Source organism: Paraburkholderia sp. RL17-380-BIE-A (assembly GCF_046028085.1).
Classification (GTDB): Bacteria; Pseudomonadota; Gammaproteobacteria; order Burkholderiales; family Burkholderiaceae; genus Paraburkholderia.
Window position 1 is genome coordinate 88,087 of record NZ_JARESQ010000014.1, and the last position, 23,867, is coordinate 111,953.

At 62.7% G+C, this 23,867-nt stretch carries 22 protein-coding genes and 4 tRNA genes; 17 read left to right on the forward strand and 9 right to left on the reverse strand.

Annotation, left to right across the window (positions count from 1 at the left end; translation table 11 throughout):
- The first annotated feature begins 42 nt into the window (after nt 1-42).
- From uvrC to P0D68_RS23585, 10 genes are all read left to right on the forward strand, one after another.
- Nucleotides 43-2,241: an excinuclease ABC subunit UvrC gene (uvrC, locus tag P0D68_RS23540; protein WP_408300302.1), complete on the forward strand. Its 2,199-nt coding sequence runs from the start codon at nt 43-45 to the stop codon at nt 2,239-2,241.
- A gap of 132 nt (nt 2,242-2,373) precedes the next feature.
- A complete protein-coding gene (gene pgsA, locus P0D68_RS23545) occupies nt 2,374-2,967 on the forward strand; it encodes a CDP-diacylglycerol--glycerol-3-phosphate 3-phosphatidyltransferase (protein WP_091792578.1) in 594 nt (197 codons plus the stop codon).
- 228 nt (nt 2,968-3,195) lie between these two features.
- Nucleotides 3,196-3,271: transfer RNA gene (locus P0D68_RS23550), tRNA-Gly, on the forward strand.
- A gap of 64 nt (nt 3,272-3,335) precedes the next feature.
- A tRNA-Gly gene (locus tag P0D68_RS23555) sits at nt 3,336-3,411 on the forward strand.
- Between the two features lie 105 nt (nt 3,412-3,516).
- Nucleotides 3,517-3,590, forward strand: a tRNA-Cys gene (locus P0D68_RS23560).
- Between the two features lie 504 nt (nt 3,591-4,094).
- Entirely contained in the window at nt 4,095-4,829 is a 735-nt protein-coding gene (locus P0D68_RS23565; RefSeq protein ID WP_408300304.1) for a hypothetical protein, read from the forward strand.
- Nucleotides 4,830-4,931: 102 nt separating this feature from the next.
- Entirely contained in the window at nt 4,932-5,330 is a 399-nt protein-coding gene (locus P0D68_RS23570) for a hypothetical protein (protein WP_408300306.1), read from the forward strand.
- Nucleotides 5,331-5,378: 48 nt separating this feature from the next.
- Nucleotides 5,379-6,137, forward strand: coding sequence for a TraB/GumN family protein (locus tag P0D68_RS23575; protein WP_408300308.1), 759 nt, complete (start codon nt 5,379-5,381; stop codon nt 6,135-6,137).
- Nucleotides 6,138-6,326: 189 nt separating this feature from the next.
- A complete protein-coding gene (locus P0D68_RS23580) occupies nt 6,327-7,307 on the forward strand; it encodes a sensor domain-containing diguanylate cyclase (RefSeq protein WP_091792582.1) in 981 nt (326 codons plus the stop codon).
- A gap of 93 nt (nt 7,308-7,400) precedes the next feature.
- Nucleotides 7,401-7,895 carry a GNAT family N-acetyltransferase gene (locus P0D68_RS23585; protein ID WP_408300311.1) on the forward strand — a complete coding sequence of 165 codons (495 nt, stop codon included), beginning with the start codon at nt 7,401-7,403 and terminating at the stop codon, nt 7,893-7,895.
- 68 nt (nt 7,896-7,963) lie between these two features.
- On the opposite strand, the gene P0D68_RS23590 is transcribed toward P0D68_RS23585, so the two are convergent.
- The 3 genes from P0D68_RS23590 to P0D68_RS23600 are packed head-to-tail and all read right to left on the reverse strand — an operon-like array spanning nt 7,964 to nt 9,982.
- Nucleotides 7,964-8,848 carry a cytochrome c oxidase assembly protein gene (locus P0D68_RS23590; RefSeq protein ID WP_408185396.1) on the reverse strand — a complete coding sequence of 295 codons (885 nt, stop codon included), beginning with the start codon at nt 8,846-8,848 and terminating at the stop codon, nt 7,964-7,966.
- 9 nt (nt 8,849-8,857) lie between these two features.
- Nucleotides 8,858-9,319, reverse strand: a complete 462-nt coding sequence (locus tag P0D68_RS23595; protein WP_091792585.1) for a copper chaperone PCu(A)C — start codon at nt 9,317-9,319, stop codon at nt 8,858-8,860.
- Nucleotides 9,320-9,337: 18 nt separating this feature from the next.
- Nucleotides 9,338-9,982, reverse strand: coding sequence for an SCO family protein (locus P0D68_RS23600; protein WP_408300314.1), 645 nt, complete (start codon nt 9,980-9,982; stop codon nt 9,338-9,340).
- 383 nt (nt 9,983-10,365) lie between these two features.
- On the opposite strand from P0D68_RS23600, the gene otsB reads away from it, so the two are divergent.
- Nucleotides 10,366-11,115 carry a trehalose-phosphatase gene (gene otsB, locus P0D68_RS23605; RefSeq protein ID WP_091792587.1) on the forward strand — a complete coding sequence of 250 codons (750 nt, stop codon included), beginning with the start codon at nt 10,366-10,368 and terminating at the stop codon, nt 11,113-11,115.
- 55 nt (nt 11,116-11,170) lie between these two features.
- On the forward strand, nt 11,171-12,628 hold the full coding sequence (gene otsA, locus P0D68_RS23610; RefSeq protein ID WP_091792588.1) for an alpha,alpha-trehalose-phosphate synthase (UDP-forming): 1,458 nt from the start codon (nt 11,171-11,173) through the stop codon (nt 12,626-12,628).
- Nucleotides 12,629-12,768: 140 nt separating this feature from the next.
- On the opposite strand, the gene P0D68_RS23615 is transcribed toward otsA, so the two are convergent.
- Entirely contained in the window at nt 12,769-14,640 is a 1,872-nt protein-coding gene (locus tag P0D68_RS23615) for an ABC transporter ATP-binding protein (protein ID WP_408300317.1), read from the reverse strand.
- Between P0D68_RS23615 and P0D68_RS23620 the strand changes: the two genes are divergently transcribed.
- The 4 genes from P0D68_RS23620 (at nt 14,596) to P0D68_RS23635 (ending at nt 18,082) form a co-directional block, all read left to right on the forward strand.
- Nucleotides 14,596-14,892, forward strand: coding sequence for a hypothetical protein (locus P0D68_RS23620; RefSeq protein ID WP_408300438.1), 297 nt, complete (start codon nt 14,596-14,598; stop codon nt 14,890-14,892). The two genes, P0D68_RS23615 and P0D68_RS23620, sit on opposite strands and share 45 nt — an antisense overlap.
- A 405-nt stretch (nt 14,893-15,297) precedes the next feature.
- A complete protein-coding gene (locus tag P0D68_RS23625; protein ID WP_091792589.1) occupies nt 15,298-16,362 on the forward strand; it encodes a glycosyltransferase family 4 protein in 1,065 nt (354 codons plus the stop codon).
- Between the two features lie 249 nt (nt 16,363-16,611).
- A complete protein-coding gene (locus tag P0D68_RS23630; RefSeq protein ID WP_408300319.1) occupies nt 16,612-17,466 on the forward strand; it encodes a hypothetical protein in 855 nt (284 codons plus the stop codon).
- A 151-nt stretch (nt 17,467-17,617) separates the two neighbouring features.
- Nucleotides 17,618-18,082: a DUF2214 family protein gene (locus tag P0D68_RS23635; protein WP_408185390.1), complete on the forward strand. Its 465-nt coding sequence runs from the start codon at nt 17,618-17,620 to the stop codon at nt 18,080-18,082.
- Nucleotides 18,083-18,267: 185 nt separating this feature from the next.
- On the opposite strand, the gene P0D68_RS23640 is transcribed toward P0D68_RS23635, so the two are convergent.
- The 5 genes from P0D68_RS23640 to P0D68_RS23660 form a co-directional block, all read right to left on the reverse strand.
- A complete protein-coding gene (locus P0D68_RS23640; RefSeq protein WP_408300321.1) occupies nt 18,268-20,145 on the reverse strand; it encodes an ABC transporter ATP-binding protein in 1,878 nt (625 codons plus the stop codon).
- A 589-nt stretch (nt 20,146-20,734) separates the two neighbouring features.
- A tRNA-Val gene (locus P0D68_RS23645) sits at nt 20,735-20,809 on the reverse strand.
- Nucleotides 20,810-20,857: 48 nt separating this feature from the next.
- On the reverse strand, nt 20,858-21,592 hold the full coding sequence (dnaQ, locus tag P0D68_RS23650; RefSeq protein ID WP_091792592.1) for a DNA polymerase III subunit epsilon: 735 nt from the start codon (nt 21,590-21,592) through the stop codon (nt 20,858-20,860).
- Nucleotides 21,593-21,672: 80 nt separating this feature from the next.
- A complete protein-coding gene (rnhA, locus tag P0D68_RS23655) occupies nt 21,673-22,119 on the reverse strand; it encodes a ribonuclease HI (RefSeq protein WP_091792593.1) in 447 nt (148 codons plus the stop codon).
- Nucleotides 22,116-22,958: a class I SAM-dependent methyltransferase gene (locus P0D68_RS23660; RefSeq protein ID WP_091792594.1), complete on the reverse strand. Its 843-nt coding sequence runs from the start codon at nt 22,956-22,958 to the stop codon at nt 22,116-22,118. The genes rnhA and P0D68_RS23660 overlap by 4 nt, the downstream gene beginning before the upstream one ends.
- Before the next feature lie 19 nt (nt 22,959-22,977).
- Between P0D68_RS23660 and gloB the strand changes: the two genes are divergently transcribed.
- Nucleotides 22,978-23,769 (forward strand): hydroxyacylglutathione hydrolase, encoded by a 792-nt coding sequence (gloB, locus tag P0D68_RS23665; protein WP_408300324.1) that lies wholly within the window; start codon nt 22,978-22,980, stop codon nt 23,767-23,769.
- The last annotated feature ends 98 nt before the right edge of the window (nt 23,770-23,867 follow it).

Sequence of the window (23,867 nt, forward strand, 5' to 3'; positions counted from 1 at the left end):
GGGGCAACGCTTCGCAAGACCGTCCCACCCAACCGATTCTGCATGACTGAACCCGAAGCAACCGACGCTTTCGAGCCGAAAAAAGTGCTCACCCAACTGCCGCATCTGCCCGGCGTCTATCGCTATTACGATACGCACGGCGCGGTGCTTTACGTGGGTAAGGCACGCGACCTGAAAAAGCGCGTCTCGAGCTATTTCACGAAGACGCAACTGTCGCCGCGCATCGCGATGATGGTCACGCGCATTGCGCGCATCGAGACGACCGTCACGCGCTCCGAGGCCGAAGCGCTGCTGCTCGAAAACAATCTGATCAAGGCGCTGGCGCCGCGCTACAACATTCTGTTTCGCGACGACAAGTCGTATCCGTACCTCAAGCTCACCGGGCACAAGTTTCCGCGCATGGCGTATTACCGTGGCGCGGTGGATCGCAAGAATCAGTACTTCGGTCCGTTTCCGAGTGCATGGGCGGTGCGCGAGAGCATCCAGATCCTGCAGCGCGTGTTCCAGTTGCGCACCTGCGAAGACTCCGTGTTCAACAATCGCACGCGGCCCTGTTTGCTGCATCAGATCGGCCGTTGTACGGCGCCGTGCGTCGCGGCCATCAGCGAAGAGGATTACGCGCGCGACGTCGCCAACGCGTCGCGCTTTCTGCTCGGCCGGCAAGGCGAAGTGATGAGCGAACTCGAGCAGAAGATGCATGCCTTCGCGAGCGAACTGAAGTTCGAGCAGGCTGCGGCGGTGCGTAACCAGATGAGCTCGCTGTCGACGGTGCTGCATCAGCAGGCGATCGAAGTCGGCAGCGACAGCGACGTCGATATTCTCGCGGTGGTCGCGCTGGGCGGGCGTGTGTGTGTGAATCTGGCGATGGTGCGCGGCGGACGGCATCTGGGTGACAAGGCGTATTTCCCGGCGCATGTGGAAAGCGCGCTGACGGTGGATGAGGGTGGTCTGGAAGAAGACGGCGAGGCGTTGGCTGCTGCACCAGGCTCGCTCGGTGAAGCGGGCGTGGACGATGCGGCGGAATCAGCTGCTACCGCGGACGCGCTGGCAATCGCGCAAGATATGCCGCCGGAAGACGAAGAGCGCGAGACTGACGAGCAGGACGAACAGGACGGCGAACCCGAAGAACCCGAAGAACCCGAATCGGACTCCGAACCCGCGAAGCCGCGCAAAGGCCGCGCCCGCGCGGCCGGCGGCATCGAATCCGAGGTCCTCGAAGCGTTCATCGCGCAGCACTACCTGGGCAATCGCGTGCCGCCGGTGCTGGTGGTCAGCCACGCGCCCGCTACACGCGAACTGGTCGACGTGCTGATCGAGCAGGCCGGGCACAAGGTAACCGTGCTGCGTCAGCCGCAAGGACAGCGGCGCGCCTGGCTTGCCATGGCCGAGCAGAATGCGCGGCTCGCGCTCGCGCGCCTGCTCTCGGAACAGGGTTCGCAGCAGGCCCGCACGCGCGCGCTCACCGACACGCTCGGCATGGAGTGCGATGATCTTGCGCATCTGCGCATCGAATGTTTCGACATCAGCCACACCATGGGCGAGGCGACGCAGGCATCGTGCGTGGTGTATCACCATCACAAGATGCAGTCCTCGGAATATCGCCGGTACAACATTACCGGCATTACGCCCGGCGACGATTACGCCGCGATGCGCCAGGTCCTCACGCGCCGCTACGAGAAGATGGTGGCGCAAGCCGCCGCGAATGCCGCTGATGAAGCCGCCGAATTGCAAAACGACGCGGCCGCGGATCCGTCGCTCGCGCCGGACGCCGCGGAGCCGGTCGCGGCCGGCGGCGTCTTGCCGACCATCGTGCTGATCGACGGCGGCAAGGGTCAGGTCGAAATCGCGCGCCAGGTGTTCACGGAACTGGGTCTCGATACCAGCATGCTGGTCGGTGTCGCGAAGGGCGAGGGACGCAAGGTCGGCCTCGAAACGCTCATCTTCGCGGACGGCCGTGCGCCGCTCGAACTCGGCAAGGAAAGCGCCGCGCTGATGCTGGTCGCGCAGATCCGCGACGAAGCGCACCGCTTCGCAATCACCGGCATGCGCGCGAAGCGCGGCAAAACGCGCCAGACCTCGCGGCTCGAAGAGCTCGAAGGGGTGGGCGCGAAGCGGCGCCAGCGGCTGCTCGCGCGCTTTGGCGGTCTGCGCGGCGTGGTCGCCGCCAGTGTCGACGATCTGGCGAGCGTCGAAGGCATTTCGCAGGCGCTCGCGGAGCAGATTTACCGCCAGTTGCACTGATTGCGGCGGGTCCGGCCGGCCGCTCGCACCTTTCGAGCGGCGCGTGCGCGAGGATCCGCGCGCCGCTTTGCTTGTGGCAGGCCCTGTGACACGGCACAATTGCATCTCCCTCGTCAGACGCTGCGCCTGCCCATGCCGTTTAATTTCCCGATTTTCCTGACTTGGCTGCGGATCGTCCTGATTCCGCTCGTCGTCGGCGTGTTCTATTTGCCCGACATGATGATGAGCCCCGCGCACCGTAATCTGGCGGCCGCGACGATCTTCATTCTGGCGGCGTTGACCGACTGGTTCGACGGCTTTCTGGCGCGCAAATGGAATCAGACTTCGGCATTCGGCGCGTTTCTCGACCCGGTCGCCGACAAGCTGATGGTGACCGCCGCGTTGCTGGTGCTCGTGCAGCTCGCGCGAATCGATTCGGCCATTGCGCTCGTGATCGTCGGGCGCGAGATCGCGATTTCGGCGCTGCGTGAGTGGATGGCGCAGATCGGCGCGTCGAAGAGCGTCGCAGTCAATTCTCTCGGCAAGTTCAAGACCGTTTGTCAGATGGTCGCGATTCCCATGCTGCTGTTTTATGGGCCACTGCCGTTCGGTGGGGGCGTGGTGATCGATACGCGCGTGTGGGGCCTGTGGCTCATCTATCTGGCCGCGTTCCTGACGATCTGGTCGATGCTCTACTACATGAAGCTCGCATGGCCGCAGATTCGCGAGAGGAGCGGTGTGGCCTGATCGCTCGCCGTGGCGGAAGACGTCCGGTGCGTGCCCGAACTTCGCGGCAACATGAGTGAAATCTGTTCAGCAAAAGAGATTCGCAAAAGGGGGTTGACACGTTTCAGTCGTTTCTCCATAATCTCGTTTCTCCGATGCACGCAGTTCGAAACGTCGGTGGCAGTAAGAGAGTAGTTGCAGTAACAAGGCAGCAGTTAGTCAGTAATAAGCAGGCAAAAGCAGCACAATGCGGGAGTAGCTCAGTTGGTAGAGCGCAACCTTGCCAAGGTTGAGGTCGCGAGTTCGAGCCTCGTCTCCCGCTCCAAATTTTTAAAGCAGTGCGTTGTTTGGCGAAGTAAAAAAGGCAGCGCGTTGTGAAGCAGTGCAATGCGGGAGTAGCTCAGTTGGTAGAGCGCAACCTTGCCAAGGTTGAGGTCGCGAGTTCGAGCCTCGTCTCCCGCTCCATACATAAGGGGAAGCAGTGCTTCCCTTTTTGTTTGGTGGTCCGGTCCTTCCGGTTGTCCGCCAGACAGAATCTGCGAATCTGTTGCTAGGTTCCAGTCCGCTTGCGGCGCGATAGCAAAGCGGTTATGCAGCGGCCTGCAAAGCCGTTTAGGCCGGTTCGACTCCGGCTCGCGCCTCCAGTAGTTGATGCAAAGAAAAGCCCCGACTTGTCGGGGCTTTTCTTTTTTGTGCGCGCTCCGTCAGCGCGGATGCAGATGCTCACGCTACGCATGTGTAGCGGTCTCACCTCTAATGCTGCACATATCAGCGTCGGCCCGCGCGATCATCAGCGGGTTCAGCGCGAGTCCACCCTTGCTTGCAGCCAACCTCGAACCGGTCCCGCGAATCTCATGCCTACCGAGTCATAGCCAACGCGGCGCCGCTCGCCTGAACCTTATGCCGTTTGCCAATCGCTTCTCGCGTACTTTCGTTTTTATTTAATTGGCTTTCATATTTATTTTAGTAGTGGAACTGCGCTCGGTTTGCAGTATTGATTGCCATCGGTAATTGCCGATAATGTACAGTGGCAATGCACATTCGCGCATTTAACGCATGGCTGCAATCTACCTGAATGGATGGCGATGTTTTTTCATCGTGAATGAATGGGGCAATGCAAACCCGCTACAACTACTACATCTCGACCAATGAAAAAAACGATAACCGCAGCCGTGCTGTTGACCGTCTGTTTGCCGATATTGGCCATTGCTCAGTCGGCGCCGCCTCCGGTCCTCAAGACCGGCGACACCTGGACTTACGTCAATACGTTTGAAAAAGCGCCTTCGGTTTGGCGCCAGACGCACGATGAGGTGACCGTTTTGCGCGCCACGTCGTCGCACATTTACTATGCGTCGAAGCCGTCGGGTTCGACTCAGGCGGCGAACGAACTGATCGCGGGCGCGGACTGGAGCCGCGAGCGCAGCGTGAACGGCACCGAAATGGTGGTCAACCGGCCACTCGCGTTCCCGTTATCGCCGGGTAAAACCTGGAGCATCGACTACGCGGAACAGCATCCAAACAAGATGCACGCCTTGGAGAAGTGGCGCACCCAATATCGGGTCGTGGACACGGAAACGGTCGAAGTGCCGGCGGGCAAATTCCAGGCGATCAAGGTGGAAGCGGAGGGCGACTGGACCGCGCAACTCGAGCCGACCCAGACCGTCACACAGGCCGTGCAGGTTCAGCAGGGCGATACGGCCATGGTGACGCATGCACAGAAAACCGGCCCGGTTCAGGCAACCGGGCGTACTTATAAAGCAATCTGGTATGTGCCCGAAATTGGCCGGTGGGTAAAATCAGTGGAAGAGTATTACGCCAGCAATGGAGTGCGAAACGAGCGCTATACGAGCGAACTGGAGTCGTTCAAAAGAAGCGCCGAATAATCAGCCGCGTGTGAGTATCAAGCGGAAGGATTTCCTGCGAGAGGCCCCGGCAATCCGGGGCTTTATTTTTGCTGAACACTTCGAAAATCGCCGGAAATACGTATGCAGGATATCGTCCGCCGCTCGCTTTATTTACGCGTGATTTATGCGCTTTGCCTGGCCGGCGCCACGTGGACGCATCTTCAGGCGGTGCTGACGCATGGCCTCTCGTGGGACTACGGCAACGTCGCGCTCTTTACGCGCATCTACTGGACTTCTCTGCTCTTCATCGATCTTGTCACCGCGTTACTGCCGCTAGTCTCTCCGGCAATAGGGTTGATTCTTTGCATTGCCGTTATCGTCACGGATGTGGCGCACAATTCGTGGTTCGCGCCGCATCACCCGATCCGTATGGATCTGTATCTGTCGCAGATCGTCTTTCTGCTGTTCGTCGCCTTCACCGTGCGTACGGCCTGGCGAGGCGCGGCGAGCCGGTGCGCCGCGCCGCACGTGATCGGTTGAACGGCGGCCCAGCTTCTTTGCATCATTGCTTGTCCACACCGAGGTTGCATGTACCTACAACTCACCGGCACTCAGGTTCGCCTGCTCGGCTCGATGCATCTCTTTCCGGCGACGAGCCGCCGAACACCGCCATGGATCGCCGAAGCGTATGACTGGGCGGAGGCGCTCGTCTTCGAGTCTGATCCGCCGACGATCCTCCCGTTTCTGAAGGCCGCCAGCCACGGTGGAGCCGCTTGCCTGCAGCCTTTGCTATCCGCCGATGCGTGGCAGCGTCTTCAGGCGGCCTGGCCCGTTGAAGGCCCGCTGGCGCCGCTCGTCGATCTGTGCCCGTGGGCCGCGCTGATCGTTGCGCCGACGCTGTTCCAGCAGGTCGTCGAAGGCGTCGAGCCGCGCATGCTGCGCTCGGCGATCGCGCAGGCCAAACCCTATCGCTATCTCGAGACCGCGCAGGAAGTGGCGGCGGCGCTCGAATCGATTCCGCTCGATGCTGTCGGCGCGGCGCTCGGTCTGCTGATGGCCGATCTCGATGAACCGCAGCGCACGCTCGAACGCATGCATGCCGCGTGGCTGGAGGGCGATCTGGCCGCCGTGCACCGCATCGCCAACGAGTCGCCGATGTTCAATCTGCCAGGCATCCGGCATGCGATTCTCGACGCGCGCAATCGCGCATGGGCGGCGCGCCTGAGGGACTTGCTGTCGCGGCCTGAGCGCACGTTGGTGGTCGTTGGCGCGCTGCATCTATGCGGACCCGACAACCTGATCGACTGTCTTGCGCGGCCCGTAGAGCCGGTCTTTGAAAGCTCGTAGTCAGGCCGCCGTCACACCTTGCCGCGCGAGCGTCTCGGCTCGGCGCGGCCTGCATCGGCGCGAATGCGGATGCAGCGGGCACGCAATCCGAGGGAACTCTCGCGCTCTGGTCTTGCCCCAAGTGACGTATGTCGCTATACACTAACCGCCTGCCACTTCGGCCACACCGGTCGCCTTGGGGACTACTACATGCATGTGCCACCGACGCCCATTGACGAAAGCGCCCGTCTCGACACCCTGCGTGCGCTGCATATTCTCGATACATTGCCGGAAGAGCGCTTCGATCGCCTGACCCGGCTCGCCAAGCGACTCTTCGGTGTGCCTATCGCCCTCGTGAGTCTTGTCGACGCGGATCGTCAGTGGTTCAAGTCGTGCGTCGGCCTGAACGTGAGCGAGACCTCGCGTGACGTGTCGTTCTGCGCGCACGCCATCGTTGGCGACGAGATCCTGATGGTGCCCGACACGTTCGCGGACGAGCGGTTTCACGACAATCCGCTCGTCACGGACAGCCCGAATATCCGTTTCTACGCCGGCTGCCCGCTGACAGTGCCCAACGGCAGCAAGCTCGGCACGCTCTGTCTGATCGACACCAAGCCGCGCGGCCTCGACGAAGAAGAGCGCGAATTGCTGCGTGATCTGGCGCGCATGGCCGAGCAGGAACTGGCGGCGGTGCAATTGGCCACGCTCGACGATCTGACGCTTCTGTCGAACCGGCGCGGGTTCGAGTCACTCGCGCAACATGCGCTCAACGTCTGCAAGCGAATGCAAAAGCCCGCGTCGCTGCTGTTCTTCGATCTGAACGATTTCAAGCAGATCAACGACACGCTCGGCCACGCCGAAGGCGATCACGCGCTGAAGAACTTCGCCGACGTCCTGCGCACCGCGCTGCGTGAAAGCGATGTGATCGGGCGGCTCGGCGGCGACGAGTTCGTCGTGCTGCTCACCGATTCGGACCGCGGCGCCACGCAGGAAGTGACGCACCGACTTGCGCAACTGCTGGACGAGCGCAACGCCGAAGCCCAGCGTGGCTACGACATTCGCTATAGCGTCGGGCAGATTCAGTACGATCCCGCCCGGCATCGATCGGTTGCCGATCTGCTGGCGGCGGCTGACGCTGCGATGTACAGCCATAAACAGGCGTCGAAGGCGCGCGCCGCGCATCACAACTGAGCCGGCACGGCGGCGAAGCCGTGACGTGCCATGCGGCATAATCTCGCCTCACCGTTATTCGTGCGGTGCGCCTTCTTTCTATTGAACGTTGTCATGACTGAACTGCAGCAGAGCGCCGCCACGCGGCTCGCGCAACTCGACTGGCGCTGGAAATACTTCGACGAGCTCACGAGTATCGAGGTCTATACGATGCTGGGGGCGCGCAGCGCGGTGTTCGTCGTCGAGCAGAACTGCGTGTATGGCGATATCGACGGGCTCGATGTGGACGCCTGGCATCTGCTGGCCTATGGTCCCGGTGAAAAGCGGCCGCCGCTCGCGGGTTATCTGCGCGTGCTGCTGCCTGATGCGGACGACACGGATATCCGCATTGGCCGTGTGCTCACGACAGCGGAATTCCGCGGCATCGGTTTGGGCAATGCGATGCTCGAACGGGCGCTTACGCATATTCGCGCGCAGTGGCCGGGCACTCCGATCCGCTTGCATGCGCAGGCCCATCTGCAAGGCTTTTACGGTGCGTTCGGCTTCGCGCCGGTGTCGGAAGTCCACGAAGAAGACGGCATCCCGCATGTCTGGATGCGTTCCGCCTGAAGCAGCGCACATCCTCCGCGCAAGTTGTACGCGCGCGGAGTTTCCGGCGACCGTTGCAAACTATGGGATCAGTGGCGATTGCCCGCAGGCGTTGCAGCCGCGTTCGCCAAAGCGTGCGTCGCCTTCGCGCGCCGTTCGCCGCGCAAGCGTCCACGTGCCGACAGCCGCATCCAGTGACGCAAGGCCACCAGCGCGCCGATCACGCTCATCATCGAACCCGGAATCCACAGCAACAACCCGCCGATCTGCTGATCGCGCATCGGGCTCAACCATGTAAACGCACGGCCGCAAATCGAGTAGATCGGATACAACTCGCGTGGCGTGAAGAAGATGAACGCGCCGAGAATGATCTGCGGCGGAATCGCGGCGATCACCACCAGCACGCGCTTGCCGGGCGACAAACGCGCTGGCGGCGCGGGACGCGGATCGAGTACGAGCCACCAGAACAGCAGGCCGTCGATCACCATGCTCCAGTTCATCACGCGATACAGCCGCCAGTCGAGCATCGCGACGAAATGAATCGGCGACATCAGCCAGAAGTAAATCAGCCCGACGAACAGCGTCACTGCAACGACCGGATGCATCACCACGTCGAGCAGCTTGCGCACGACCGGCGTCTCGAGCGCGGGCCGCACGAAGCGTTGCCGCCAACTGAACGGAATACCCGCGCGCAACGCGGCACCCGGATACGACAGTGCAATGAAGAACGGCCCGAGATGATGCAGCACCAGGTGCTGCGCGCGATGCATGAAAAACTCATGCTCGAAGAAATAGTCGAGCCGCGTATGCAACGCGACATACAGCGCCACCAGCCCGAACCAGAAGGAGATACGCCGCGCGACCGACATCTTCGCCTTGCGCGCGCCGCGCACGAAGAGGATCGCCGGCACCAGCAAGGCGATCACGACGGTCGGCGAAAACTCCCAGGGATCGAGCCAGTAGAGCAGATTCATCGCCGCAGTTTACTTCGTCTGCGCCGGCGATTTGACGGCGAACGGCGTGTCGAGCGTTTCGCCGTCGGAGAACTTGAGCGTGAGATGCACGGTGTCGCCCGGCGCGATCTTGTGCTTCGCATCTTCGAGCATCACGTGGTAGCCGCCGGGCGCGATGGCGACCTGGCCGTGGGCGGGCACGGTCAGCTTGTCGACCATCACCATCTTCTGCGACGAACCGTTCGACACCGTCTGATGCAGCATTGCGTCGCCGTAGTCGTTGCTGGAGATGTCGACGAGATCGACCGGTTTGTCGCTCGCGTTGACGAGCGTCACATAGCCGGCGGCGGGCAGGTTATTGGGCAGCCAGCGGACCCACGCGTTTTTCGCGCTGACCGCGTTGGCGCCCGCGGCTTGCGCGGTCGTGGCAACACCGAACGAGAGGGCGAGGGCGCAACTCAGTGCAGCGAACGTTTTGATCTTGATCGACATGAATGGACTCGGGAAAGGTCAGGAACGGTCTTCAATGATACGGCGCAGGTCTTCTGCGATCGCATCGGGCGTGTCGCGGTCGGTGGCCAGCAGGCGCGCGTGCCCCTGGCTGTCGAACACGTAGACGGCGGAACTATGGGTGACCTCGTAGTTGCCGCTGGGATCGCGCTTTTCCATCTGATAGGCAACGCGGTAACGCTTGGCGAGCGACTCGATCTGCCAGTCGGTGCCGGTCAGCCCTTCGGCGTGTTGCGAGTCGAAAGCGCCGACGTAGTCGTGCAAGGCTTGCGCCGTGTCGCGCGCGGGATCGACGGTGATGAACAGAATGCGCACCTTCTGCGCGTCGGGGCCGAGTTTGCCGAGCACCTGCATTAACCGGCCCATCGTTTCGGGACAGACGTCCGGGCAATGCGTGTAGCCGAAATAGACCAGCGAGGTGCGGCCCTTGAACGAATCGCCGTTGACGGCGCGGCCATCGTCGCCGGTCAGCGTGAAGTCGAGATCCGGCAGATGGCCGGTCACATTGGTCAACTGCCATGTGTCCTGGCGATGCGTGCAGCCGGCAAGCGCCGCGAGCGCGCCTAACGCGAGCGTCAGCGCCAACAGGCGCGCGCGGCGCAGCCCGTGTGTTTGCGAATGCCGGAATGAGAAGATCGGGAACAAAGCAGGGTTCAGTTACTCGATTGAATGGCGGCGCCAGTGCGCGCGCGAGCGGCGCTGCGCGATTCGGGCGTTTCGCGCGGGCCGTCATAGTGTGCAAAACTGGTCGTAACGGCAGTGATCTGCGTGGCAGCGACTGTAGCGCAAAATCGCTGATGGCGTCGCGCAGCGCCGACGGGCGCACGTTTTGCGAGGCAATTTGACGCAGGCGGCTGAAAGCTGCATGAAGCCGGATTGTTTTCTTTTTGAACGCAATCGCCGGCGGTGTTCGCTCGCGGCGCTCGGCCGGGCTTGTGTCCAGCCTTACTTTCTCGAAAAATTGGTGGATGCGCGGTAAGATGCGCTCACTTTTCCGGCCGCACAAGGCTGAAAGGCAAAACTAACCGATGCAAGCACTTCCGGCTGTTCTGTCTCCAGGCGAGACCGCATTTTTCTTCGATTTCGACGGTACGCTCGTCGAACTCGCTTCCACGCCGGACGGCGTGCTGGTGGAACCCCGCGTGGTCGATCTGTTGAGCGAGCTGCGCAGCCTGACCAACGGTGCGGTCGCGGTCGTGTCGGGCCGCGGTATCGACAGTATCGACGGTTTTCTCGGCATGCCCGATTTGCCGATTGCCGGTCTGCACGGCGCCGAGCGGCGCGACGCGAACGGCGACACGCAGCGTATCGGCTTTCATGACGAGCGGCTCCTGCGCATGGAGCAGGTGCTCGCGCAGGTGGTCAACGAAAATCCCGGCATGCTGCTCGAAATCAAGGGCGCGGCCGTGGCGCTGCATTACCGCAATGCGCCGGATCGCGAGCCGGTGGCGCGCGAGGCAACCGGGCGGCTGGTGGCCGATTACGCCGGCTCCTACGTGCTGCAGCCGGGCAAGATGGTCTATGAAATCAAACCCAAAGATGTCGACAAGGGCCGCGCGTTGCGCGCGTTCCTCGACGAGCCGCCTTTCGTCGGCCGCCAGCCGGTCTTTGCCGGCGACGATCTGACCGACGAGAAAGGCTTTGCCGTCGTCAATGAGCGCGGCGGGGTGTCGATCAAGGTCGGTCCGGGCGAGACGCTGGCGCAAACCCGCATCGACTCCGTCCCGGCGCTGCTCGACTGGCTGGCGTCGGTCGTCACGGCGGCGCGCTCGGTCTGATGGCCATGCCGCATCGCTCAAAGAAAACAACGTACTGCATCGGGAATCGCGCTTCATGAGTCGACTGATCATCGTATCGAACCGGGTCGCGCCGATCTCGGAGGGCGGCCCGGCGGCGGGCGGTCTGGCGGTCGGCGTGTACGACGCGCTGAAGGAAACCGGCGGCATGTGGTTCGGCTGGAGCGGCGACGTGCTCGGCTCGGGCCAGCCGCAGATCAAGGTCGAGGAGCGCGGCCCGGTGACGTTCGCGACCATCGCGCTGATGCGCCGCGATTACGACCAGTACTACCGCGGTTTCTCGAACGCCACGCTGTGGCCGGCGTTCCACTATCGCGCCGACCTGTTGCAATACGACCGGCACGACTTCGAGGGCTACTGCCGCGTCAATGCGTGGCTCGCGCAACAACTCGTGCCGCTGCTGCGTGAAGACGACGTGATCTGGGTTCACGACTATCACCTGATTCCGTTTGCGCAGGCTTTGCGTGCGGCGGGCGTAAAGAATCGCATCGGGTTTTTCCTGCACATTCCGTTTCCGGCTTCGCAGGTACTGCTGGCGGTGCCGCCGCATCGCGAACTCGTCGAAGCACTGTGCTCGTTCGATTTGCTCGGCTTCCAGACGGCGCCGGATTTGCGTGCGTTCTGCGACTACATCGTCAACGAGGCGAACGGCACCGTCGACGCATCGGCGAAAGGCCCGCTGACGATCCACGCATTCGGTCGCACGCTGCGCGCGGCCGCCTATCCGATCGGTGTCTATCCGGACGAGATCGCCGAACTCGCGAAAGCGGGCGAGCGCGGCAAACCGGTGCGCACGATGAAGGCGACGCTGCATTCGCGCAAGCTGATCATGAGCGTGGACCGGCTCGATTATTCGAAAGGGTTGGTCGAGCGTTTTCGCGCCTTCGAGCGGCTGCTCGAACATGCGACCGCGCAACGCAACAAGGTGTCGTTCCTGCAGATCGCGCCGCCGACGCGCGCCGACATGCATGCGTATCAGGACATCCGCTTGCAGCTGGAAGGGGAGTCGGGGCGTATCAATGGGCGCTTCGCCGAACTGGACTGGACGCCGATTCTCTACATCCATAAGCAATACGAACGCTCGGTGCTGGCCGCGTTGTTTCGCACCGCGCACGTCGGCTATGTCACGCCCTTGCGCGATGGCATGAACCTGGTCGCCAAGGAGTACGTATCGGCGCAGGACCCGGAGAATCCCGGCGTGCTCGTGCTGTCGCGTTTTGCCGGCGCCGCGCAGGAACTGGACGGCGCGCTGATCGTCAATCCGGTCGACATCGACGGCATGGCCGAGGCGCTCGCGAGGGCGCTAGAGATGCCGCTCGCGGAGCGTCAGGCGCGTCATCGCGACATGATGGTGCAGTTGCGCGAGAACAATGTGTCCGTGTGGCGCGATAACTTCATGCGCGATCTGCAGGGCGTTGCTGGTGCAAAGAGCACCCGAAGCGGGAAGGCGCGCGCAGTGCCGGGGAAAAAGGCACGCCAGACTCGGGCCGGGTAGGCGCGTTCGGGGCGGCCGGCAATCGGCGGTGTGAAAAGCAGAAAAGCCGCTCTTCGAGCGGCTTTTCTTTTGGCGCTGGGGCGTTGGCGCTGGACGCGCTGTCGTTGCGACAGCGGCTCGAAGGATACCCGCGCGCGGGTTCAGACCACGTGTTGTTCGTCGACCTTCTTGCCGCCGATATGCAGCGTCGTGCCTTTGCCATACTGCTTGGTGAGCAGATCGCGGTACAGGCCCGGGCGCTGGCGTAACTCGTCCGGGCTGCCGTCGTCGATGACTTTGCCGGCGCTCATCACGATGATCCGGTCGAAGTTGTTCAGCGTGGACAGACGGTGCGCAATCGCAACCACGGTACGGCCGACCATCAACCGGTCGAGCGCCTTCTGAATGGCTTCTTCCGAGGCGCTGTCGAGCGCCGAAGTCGCTTCGTCGAGCAGCAGGATCGGCGCGTTCTTCAGGATCGCGCGCGCGATCGCGATCCGCTGACGCTGTCCGCCGGACAACTTCACGCCCCGATCGCCGACGATCGTGTCGTAGCCTTCCGGCATGGCCTCGATGAAGTCCGCGCAGCGCGCTTCGCGAGCAGCCGCGAGCACTTCTTCGCGGGTCGCCTCCGGACGCCCATAGGCGATGTTTTCGTACACCGTGCGATGGAACAGCGAGATGTCCTGCGGCACCAGCGCGATCGCGTGGCGCAGGCTGTCCTGCGTGACCGTGGCGATATCCTGGCCGTCCACCTTGATCGCGCCGCCCTGGGTTTCATAGAAACGCTGCAGCAGTGCCAGCACCGTGGATTTGCCCGCGCCCGACTTGCCGATCAGGCCGACGCGCTGCCCGGGTTGGATATGCAGGTCGAAATGGTCGAGAATCGGGCGGCGGCGCGGATAGGCGAACGTGACACTTTCGAAATCGATGCGCCCGCCTTGCGGCACCAGTTCGGTCGCATCGTCGCGGTCCGGCATGCCGTGCGGCTCGAGCAGCGTCCGGACGGCCTCCGCGAGGCGCGCCACGTGTTGCGTGACATCCACGAGCGCCACGGCCAGGTCGCGCGTGCCGTGCAGGATCGTGAAGCCGAGCGAGCTGACGAGCACGATGTCGCCGGAGGTCGCCCGGCCTTGATCCCACAGGTGCAACGCCCAGCCCAGCAAGCCCGCCGACAGCAGCGCGGTGATCACGGCATGCAGCAGGCGCAGCTTTTCCAGATACAGCAGGCTTTGCTGGCGTGCGTCCATCTCGGCCTTGACCGTTGCGCCGAAACGCTGCTGCTCGCGAAAGGTCATGCCGAAAGCGCGCACGAGGCCCATGTTGCTGATCACGTCGACCAGCTCGCCGTCCACCGAAGCCGCCTTGGTGGCGAAATGGTGATGGCGCGCCGACCCGCGGCCGGCGAGCTTGTACAGCACGACCGACAGAATCGCCGAGCACAGCATCAGGCCGCCAGCCATCAGCGGATTCACGGCGGTGATCATGACGATGGCGCCGAGCACCGCGATGCACGGCGGCAGCACGTTCCATGCGGTGGTGTTCTCCGCCGTGTAGACCGCGTTCGAGGTGGCCGTGATCCGGCTTGCGAGCATGCCCGGCTGTTTCTCGGAGTAATAGGTCGGCGAATGGCCGCTCAAATACTGGAACAGGTCGCGCCGCAGATCGCCGGTCACGGCGACGAACGTATGCGCGGCGACCCAGCCGCCGACACGCCACAACAGGTTGTCGGCGGCGATCAGGCCGACGAGGATGGCGAATGCGCCCCACAGCGGACCGGGATGATGCCGGCCTTCGCCGAGCACGTCGATCAGATGCTTGATCGCATACTGAGAAGCGAGCGCGCAGCCGACGGCCGCGAACACGCTGCACAGCACGATCGCATGCGCGAGCGGATGGCGGCGAATGAAGCGGAAAAGAAACGCGAGCGGCCGGTGCGCATAGCTCGCGAGCTTTGCGTCCTGGGCATTACGCTGGGCGACGGTTAAATGTTCCAATTGATCGTGAAGGTCGATGGGTTCGGGGTTGTGCATGCAAAGCGCGGGCCACGTCAGAAACGGTTCGCCGCGAAGCCGATGCTTCGCATTGTAAACATGCAAAAGCGATTGCGCCCTGTGTTATCGGGCCTTGGCGCGATTGATCTCGCGATGGACGTTCGAAACCTGCCGCGACACGACCCGCCGGCGGGTCAGGTTGCCGCAGGCCGCGGAACCAATTCAGGATATAATTACAAATTGCATTCAACTGCGGCGCGGCATTTCTTCAATGCTTGCCGGCAAAGTTGACTCGGGACCTTACCGCGCCGTTCGGGCGTTGCTGCGCTGCAAACCAGTTGACACTGTAGAACTGTCTTAGAAAACAAGGGTTTGCAAAGTGTTTCGCCTTTGTAACAACGTAAAGACTTTGAAATGTTGTGGTGCAGCGAGAATCCCGGCATTGATAATGCATGCTCTGTAGGCCCACCGAAATTTCTGACAGTTTGTCAACGTAGGTGTCTTGCGTGCGTTTACCGGCACATGCACAGACGCTGACAACCAGTCTGGGCTCACTACCCAAGCGATCCATCGCAGGATTTCTCGAAAGAATCAGGCCCGCGCCGGCATATCCGGCCAGACTGCCCTGGCGAGCAAGCGAGTCGCTTTTACCAAACGCAGTACCTTTGCCTGATTTTTTACGAGGAGTTCTTCATTATGCGAATCGCTCAAATCGCTCCGTTGCACGAGGCGGTTCCTCCCAAGCTGTATGGTGGTACGGAACGTGTGGTGTCCTACCTGACCGAGGCTTTGGTCGAGCAGGGCCACGACGTCACGCTCTTTGCGAGCGGCGATTCGCAAACCTCCGCGAAACTCGAAGCTTTCTGGCCGCAGGCGCTGCGCCTCGACCCGACCATCCGTGACGTGATGGCGCCGCACATGCTGCTGCTGGAAGAAGTGCGCCGCCGCGCGGACGAATTCGACGTGCTGCATTTCCACATCGACTACTACCCGTTCTCGTTGTTCGCCCGCCAGCCGGTGCCGTTCCTGACCACGCTGCACGGCCGTCTCGACCTGCCGGAACTGCAGCCGATCTTCAATACGTTCAGCGACGTGCCGGTGGTGTCGATTTCGGACAACCAGCGTATTCCGCTGCAACAGGCGAACTGGCTGCAAACCGTTTATCACGGCCTGCCGGAAAACGTGCTCACGCCCATCGACAACGTCGAGCCGGGCTACCTCGCGTTCCTCGGCCGCGTCTCGCCGGAGAAGGGCCTCGACCGCGCGATCCGCATCGCCGGCCAGGCAGGCATGAAGCTCAAGGTCGCCGCCAAGATCGACAAGGCCGACCGTGCCTATTACGAAGAAGTGATCAAGCCGCTGATGGCGCTCCCGCATGTCGAGTACATCGGCGAAATCGGCGAAGCCGAAAAGCGGGAGTTCCTCGGCAATGCGCACGCACTGGTGTTCCCGATCGACTGGCCGGAGCCCTTCGGTCTGGTCATGATCGAAGCGATGGCGTGCGGTACGCCGGCGATCGCGTTTAACCGCGGTTCGGTGCCGGAAGTGATCGAAAACGGCGTGTCGGGCTTCGTCGTCGAAGACGAAATCAGCGCGGTCGCCGCGGTCAAGCGTCTGCACACGCTGTCGCGCGCCAACGTGCGCAAGGCGTTCGAATCGCGCTTTTCGTCGAAGGTCATGGCGCAGAACTACGTTGCCACCTACGAAGAACTGCTGCGTCAGAAGCACCGCACCGTGCTGCGCGAAGTCAACGCCGGCTAATTGCCGTCGGTTCATGCGCAACAGATGAGTCGAATCGGTTGAGGAGCGCTTTGCGGTGCTCCGCCAGCCTCCGCAACGCCCCGTGTGCCACCGGCCCACGGGGCGTTGTTGCAAGCGCGCCGCGCTTTTTTCAATGAACCGACGAAAGTGAGCGGTTTCGGCCGTTAAGAATGAGCCGCTCTCCGTAAAATCCCTATAATGGCCGTGCCGCAAATTTGGCTGCGGCGCCGCCGACGACAGGAGGATGCCTTGGCGAGAACGAAAGAGACGCGTGCGAACGCGGCGCCTGGCGCCGGAACGATTTTCGCGTTGCGCGCCATCGGTCTCGTGCTCCTCGCTCGCTGGCTCTTTTCCATGGCGCAGATGGATGCGGGCGCATCGCTGCTGGCCATGGTGTCCTCGCCTTGGGCGTGCATCAACCTCGTCTTCCTGTTCCTTCTGATTTTCCTGCCGGGCGCGCGAGCCGTCGCCGAGCGTCCGTTTCATCCGCTGCCGCAATGGCTGCGGCAAGCGTTGCGTCTGTTTGCTTTTCTCGGCTTCCTCTTTGCAGTCTGGTCGGTCGGTGCGTTCGCGGCGAGCGCCGGCTGGCGCCGCGCCGCCAACGCGGTGGCGGCGTCCAACGGCTGGTTGCTGGCCGCGCCGGCGCTGTATGCGGCCGTGCTGTGGATCTGCCGCCCGCGCGCGCTGTGGCGTACCAATATCGCCGCGCGCCGGTTTGCGATCGGCCGCTATGCCGTTTCGCTCGACCCGGTCACGCGCACGGTCATTGTGTGGGCGGAGCGCCGCAAAGTGGGGCAGTACGACGCGCGCGAATTGTCCGTGCGCTGGGCTGCCGGCCAAGCCGCGCGACCCGCGCCGACGCCCACGCCCGCAGTGGCGTTCAGCGCCGCGGGCGAGCCGGGCGGCTCCGGCGCGTCACTCGGGGCGGCCGCTGCGCCGTCGCTTGCGCGTGGCGCGTTCGGTCGCCGGCCGAAAATCGAATTGTTGTGGGATTCGCCGGCTGCGGCGGGTCACAATCGCCAAACCGTGTTCCGTACCGCACTGACGACCGAGCGCGATCGGGTCGCCGCCCGTGCGCTTGACACATCCTTGCAGCAGGTCTGAATCTGCCGGTTTGTGCAGTTGGCCACACCCCGTGGTCGAAGCAGGCGTTGTAAATTGAGCCGTAGTCGATAATGAAGTCATGGCGCCCGGCGCTTCAGCGCGGGCGAGTGAGACATACAACGATCGTATTGCGTCCTTTGCAGGAGTCGCCATGCTGGTTCGCTGGTTGCTTGCCGCCATCCATCTGCTTGCTTATGGCTTCGCACTCGCGTCGATTCTGCGGCGCACGTGGGCGCTGCGCCGCGCCACGGTGCCAGCCGCGCTACGATCCGTTTTCCGGGCGGATACCGGCTGGGGCATCTCGGCGTTGGTGCTGATCGTCACCGGGTTGATGCGCGCTTTCGGTGGGTTTGAAAAGGGCGCCGATTACTATCTCCACGAGCCGCTCTTTCACCTCAAGATGACATTAGTCGTGGTCATTCTTATCCTCGAAGTGCCGTCGATGCTTGCGCTGATGCGCTGGCGGGCCGCGATCAGAAAAGGCGCCGCGCCCGATCTGCACAAGGCGCGCTCCTACGCACGCTTCAGCGTGATCCAGACGATATTGATGGTGGTTGTGGTGTTGGCGGCCACCGGGATGGCGCGCGGGGTAGGGTTGCCGGCGGGCGTGGTGTAGCCGGGGCTGCCGAAGGGTGGTTGGACGCTTGCGGAGAGCGGCGCTCAGGAGATCGTTGAGTGCATGGGAAAACGATTGGCGGCAAAACGCTGCCTAAAAACTGCCTAAAAGCCGCCCCAACGCCCCCAAAAACCGCCGGCTTACACCGGCGGTTTCCAGCGGACATCCCACACGACTAGCATCATTTACTTCCCGACCAGCAAGCTGGAATCGTCCGTGCGGATCGCACTCGGCCGCGAGGCATGATTCGCGAGTTCCGGCTCGCCCAGCCCCTTGATCAGTTCCAGTGCCTGACGCTCGAACAGCCGCCGGTAGAGGCCGTTTTCGAGTCGGATCAGCGCGTCGTGACTGCCTTCCTCGATCACCTTGCCTTTATCCAGCACCAGCAAGCGGTCCAGCGCGCGCACGGTGGAAAGACGGTGCGCCACCACCAACGTCGTGCGGCCCATCATCAGCCGCTCCATGGCTTGCTGGATCAGCACTTCGCTTTCGCTGTCGAGACTCGACGTCGCCTCGTCCAGAATCAGGATCGGTGCGTCGGCGAGAAATGCCCGTGCGATGGCCACGCGCTGACGTTCGCCGCCCGACAGCTTGACGCCGCGTTCACCGACCAGCGTGTCGTAGCCATGGGGCAGCGCCGCGATGAAGTCGTGCGCGCTCGCGAGCTTCGCGGCGCGTTCGATCTCGGCGCGGCTCGCACCGGGCCGCGCATACGCAATGTTCTCGGCAAGCGAGCGGTGAAACAGCACAGGCTCCTGCTGAACGATCGCGATCTGGCTGCGCAGCGACGCCTGCCGCACCCGGGCGATGTCCTGACCGTCGATCGTGATGCGGCCTTCCGAAATGTCATAGAGACGCTGGATCAGCTTGATGAACGTAGTTTTCCCCGAGCCCGAATGCCCGACCAGTCCGACGCGCTCGCCCGGCGCGATACGCACGGAGAAGTTGTCGTACAGCGGCTGGCCGCTCGCGCCGTAATGGAAGGTGACGTGCTCGAAACGGATCTCGCCTTTGCCGATCACGATCGGACCTGCGCCGGGCCGGTCCTCGATACCGAGCGGCTGGCTTTCCAGCGACACCAGTTCTTCCATGTCGTTGACCGAGCGTTGCAGGTTGCGGATGTGCATGCCCACGTCGCGCAGATAGCCTTGCAGCATGAAAAACATGGTTAGCGCGAACGTGATGTCGCCGACGCTTGCCTCGCCGCGCGCCCACAATAGCAGCGCCGCGCCGAGAATGGCGGCCTGGATTGCCACCAGCATGCCGCCCTGGATGCCGCCGTTGATCGTGCCGCGCATCCACGTGCGGCGCGTACGATGCCGCCATTTGCCGATCACGCGCGCGAGCAGCGCTTCTTCGCGATCTTCCGCGCCGAATGCCTTGACTACGCCGTTGCAGCTGACTGCGTCGGCGAGCGCGCCGCCCATGCGCGTATCCCATGCGTTTGCGAGGCGCGCAGCCGGCGCCACGAAGCCGAGCGACATGGCCACGGTCACCGCGATATACAGCACCGAGCCGATGCCGACCACCGCGCCCATCATCGGCCAGCGCCAGCCGAGCAGGGTCGTGGCGCCGACCAGCATGACGAGCGACGGCAACAACGCGATCAGCAGCGTGTCGTTGAGCAGGTCGAGCGCCCACATGCCGCGCGTGATCTTGCGCACCGTGGAGCCGGCGAAGCTGTTCGCGTGCCAGTCGGTCGAGAAGCGTTGCACCCGATGAAACGCGTTCGCGGCGATCTCGCTCATCATCTTGAGCGTGAGCCTGATGATATTGAAGTACACGCCTTGCCGCAGCAGCGTGGCGCCGAGGCCGAGCGCACTCAGCACGCAGAACGCCGTCACTGCCGCGTGCCAGGCCACTGCGTTGCTGGCCGCACCCGACGCGATGGCGTCGACGAGACGTCCGGCGAACATCGGCGTGAGCACGTCGGCCAACGCGGAGAGCAGCACCAGCCCCGTAATCACGAGAATGCGCCAGGGCTGCTGCGCCCAATGACGGAAGGTAAAGCCGAGGACGTCCTTGAAGGCCTGTCCGTGAAAGTCGAGTTTTTTTCTGGTCATTTGCCACGACCCGGTGACGCATGAGCGCACCGAGGTTCCAGTCAGAAGCGAAAGGACGAGACAGTCAAAACGCGCCGCTATGCACGGGCGATGGAACTGCGGACTGTCTGGGAATTGCGCGGAGCGCCTTTTCAGGCGGAACCGCGTGAGCAGCGAATGAGCAACCTGAGAAACTTAAGGTCGCGACAACGCTCGCGAAACCATGCCAGGGGCGGCGATACGCATTGCAAACATGTGGCGCCTCCCTGTGGTCGAATGAAGTGAAGAAAAAGGACGGGGCGAATGCCCGAGTGCCAACTATATCAGCAGTATTCGGCGCCCGCAAACGTACGAAGATTCGGTGTTGACGGCAAAGCGCGATGCGAGGTCTTGTGACGCTGCTTCGATTTGATCGATGCAAATCGTTTGGAGCGAGGCGAGTGGCTCAACCGCTGCAGAGCACGCCGAGATCTACCTGGCATTCCATACGGTTTTCGGCGTGCAGCAAAAGCTCGCAGCAGCGCACAGCAACCAACGGCCGCAAATGAAAAAGGGCTTACGCATTTCTGCGTAAGCCCTTTAGTCTTCGGTGATCGACACACCAAAATTCTGGTGGGTAGTACTGGGATCGAACCAGTGACCCCTGCCGTGTGAAGGCAGTGCTCTACCGCTGAGCTAACCACCCGAAGAGAGCCGAATTATGTCAGGGATTTTTGCACTCGTCCAGTACTTTTTAAGCGGTTTGCTCATCCGCGGTCGGCGCCGGTTCGAGTCGCCACACGCTCGTGCCCTTGATCGCCTTGTCGAGACCGTCGAGTACCGCCTGGTGCGCGGCCAGTTCGTCGTCGCTGGCGGTGAGCACGACCAGATCCAGCGAGTCGAGCGCGACACGCGGTGCGCGCGCATCGCCGCCGGCATGTGAATCGCCGAGCATGTCGATGACGAGGCTTTCCTGGCCGCGCGTCATCGCCAGATAGACTTCGGCGAGCAGTTCCGAGTCGAGCAGCGCGCCGTGCAGCGTGCGGTGCGCGTTGCTGATGCCGAAGCGATCGCACAGCGCGTCGAGGGAATTGCGCTTGCCAGGGAACATCTGCTTGGCGCGCGCCAGTGTGTCGATGATTTCGCCGCAGTAGGTGTTCACCGGCGGCAAGCCGAGCAGGGCGAACTCGACATCCAGAAAGCCGATATCGAACGGTGCGTTGTGAATGATCAGGTCCGCGCCCTGGATGAAATCGCGGAACTGATCGGCGATCTCGCCGAACTTCGGCTTGTCGCTCAGGAATTCGGTGGTGAGGCCGTGAACGGCCAATGCGCCCGGATCGCTGTCGCGTTCAGGGTTGATATAGAAGTGCAGGTTGTTGCCGGTGAGCCGGCGGTTCACCAGTTCGACACAGCCGAGTTCGAGAATCCGGTCGCCGGTGCGGGGATTCAGGCCGGTGGTTTCGGTATCGAGGATGAGTTGACGCATGTCGGATTAGCCTGCCTCAGAAAATTGCAGCAAAAAAAGATGGCACGCGCGGCTAGCCGGCACGGCCGTCGCAGCAAGAATCAAATCTGCGCGAGTGATGCGACGCCGCGATTGGCCAGCTGATCGGCGCGCTCGTTTTCCGGGTGGCCATTATGCCCGCGCACCCAACGCCATTCGATTTCGTGTTGCGCGACGAGCGCGTCGAGCCGCTTCCACAGATCGGCGTTCTTCACCGGCTGCTTGGCGGCGGTGATCCAGCCTTTTTTCTTCCAGCCGTGGATCCATTCGCTGATGCCTTTCTGCACGTACTGCGAGTCGGTGTGCACGACCGCCTTGCAGGGGCGTTTGAGCGCTTCGAGCGCGGCGATCACGCCCATCAGTTCCATGCGGTTGTTGGTGGTGTTGGGTTCACCGCCGAACAGTTCTTTTTCCTGGTCGCCGAAGCGCAGCAGCGCGCCCCAGCCGCCGGGGCCGGGATTGCCCTTGCAGGCGCCGTCGGTATAAATATCGATGAGATCGGAAGTCATTGAGTGTGGTTACGTGTATTCGGTGTGGCGGCGGGCGCGAGGCCTGCGGCGAGGACGGGTTTCTTCACTTTCAACGGGCCGATGAGACGCATGCCGCGCACGCGCTTGATCGCCTTGATCATGTAGGTGGCGCCGAAGATCGGCCACCAGCGGTCGCCGGCGGCTTCCATGAAACCGTAGCGCGACAGCCATTGTTCGCTGCCAAGCGGCGGACGATAGCAGCCGAAGCGACCGCGTTCAAGGTCGAAGCCCAGCAGTTTGATCCAGTCTTTCAGGCGCGTGAAGGCAATCAGGTCGACAGCCGCCGGCACGAAAGGCCGGCCGGTCATCTTGCCGACCGACTGCCGCGCGCCCCAGAGCGACAGCGAGTTGAAGCCCAAAATAATCAACTGGCCCTCGGGCATCAGCACGCGCTCGGCTTCGCGCAGAAGACGGTGAGGGTCGCTCGTGAATTCCAGCGTGTGCGGCATCACGATCAGATCGACGCTCTGTGCTTCGAACGGCAAGTCCAGCAGGTCGCACCACACGGCACTGCGCCCGACCGGCGCCGGCAGGCCTGCAAGTCCGCCTTGTGCGGCGCCGTTGCTGAGCCCATGCCCCAGCCCGCGCGGAAAAGCGTAAGGCGCGCTCGCACCGCTCGCGGCGTCGAGCACCAGCCCGCGGCACGGCATGCGGTTTTCGCGCAATGCGTCGAGCTGCGGCAGGCCGAGTTGCAGCGCATGGTAACCGAACACGTCCGACACCACGCGGTCGAGCTGGGTCTGTTCCCACTCGAGCACGTAGCGGCCAGGCGGCGAATCGGTCCACGCGGGCCAGTCTATAATCGCTCGATCAGTCATATCAGAGAATGCGTCGCCTATGAATGCGCTCGAGTACGTACCGGTCCCGGCGTTTGATGACAATTACATCTGGGTCGTCTCCGACGGACACAATGCGGTCGTCGTCGATCCGGGTGAGGCCGCCCCCGTGCAAGCTTATCTGGCGAAGCGGGGTTGGCGGCTGAGCGCTATTTTACTCACGCACCATCATCAAGACCACGTCGGCGGGGTGGCCGATCTGCTGAACGGCCAGGCCGTGCCCGTCTACGGCCCCGTGGGCGAGGCGATCGAGCATCTCACGCGCCGTCTGAAAAATGGTGATCACGTGTCGATTGCGGCCCCCGCGCTCGAATTGAGCGTGCTCGATGTGCCAGGTCATACGAGCGGGCACATCGCTTACTTTCAGGCGGCCGACCCGCGCGGCACGCCGCACGTTTTTTGTGGCGACACGCTGTTCGCCTGCGGTTGCGGTCGGCTGTTCGAAGGCACGCCGAAGCAGATGCTCGCTTCGCTGGACGCGCTTGCCGCGCTGCCCGGCGCGACCGAGGTTCATTGCGCACACGAGTACACGCTCTCGAATATCCGCTTCGCGCTCGCCTGCGAACCCGCCAACGTCGAACTGCAAGCCTGGCGGGATAAGGCGAGCGAATTGCGCGCGCGCGGCGTGCCGACGCTGCCCACCACGATCGCCCACGAACGCGCGGTGAATCCGTTTTTGCGCGCTGATAATCCGGCAGTCCAGGCGAGCCTGCAAGAGCAGTTGCACGAAAAAGTGCCCGATCGATTGACGGCCTTTACGTTGATGCGCGAATGGAAAAACCGCTTCCGTTGACCCGTTCCAATGAAGGGTGTTGTTCACGCGAAGAATCGGAAAAATTCGCCAAGCCCAAGATTTACTTGATTTTTTCGTAATTTTCCGATTGACGTAAA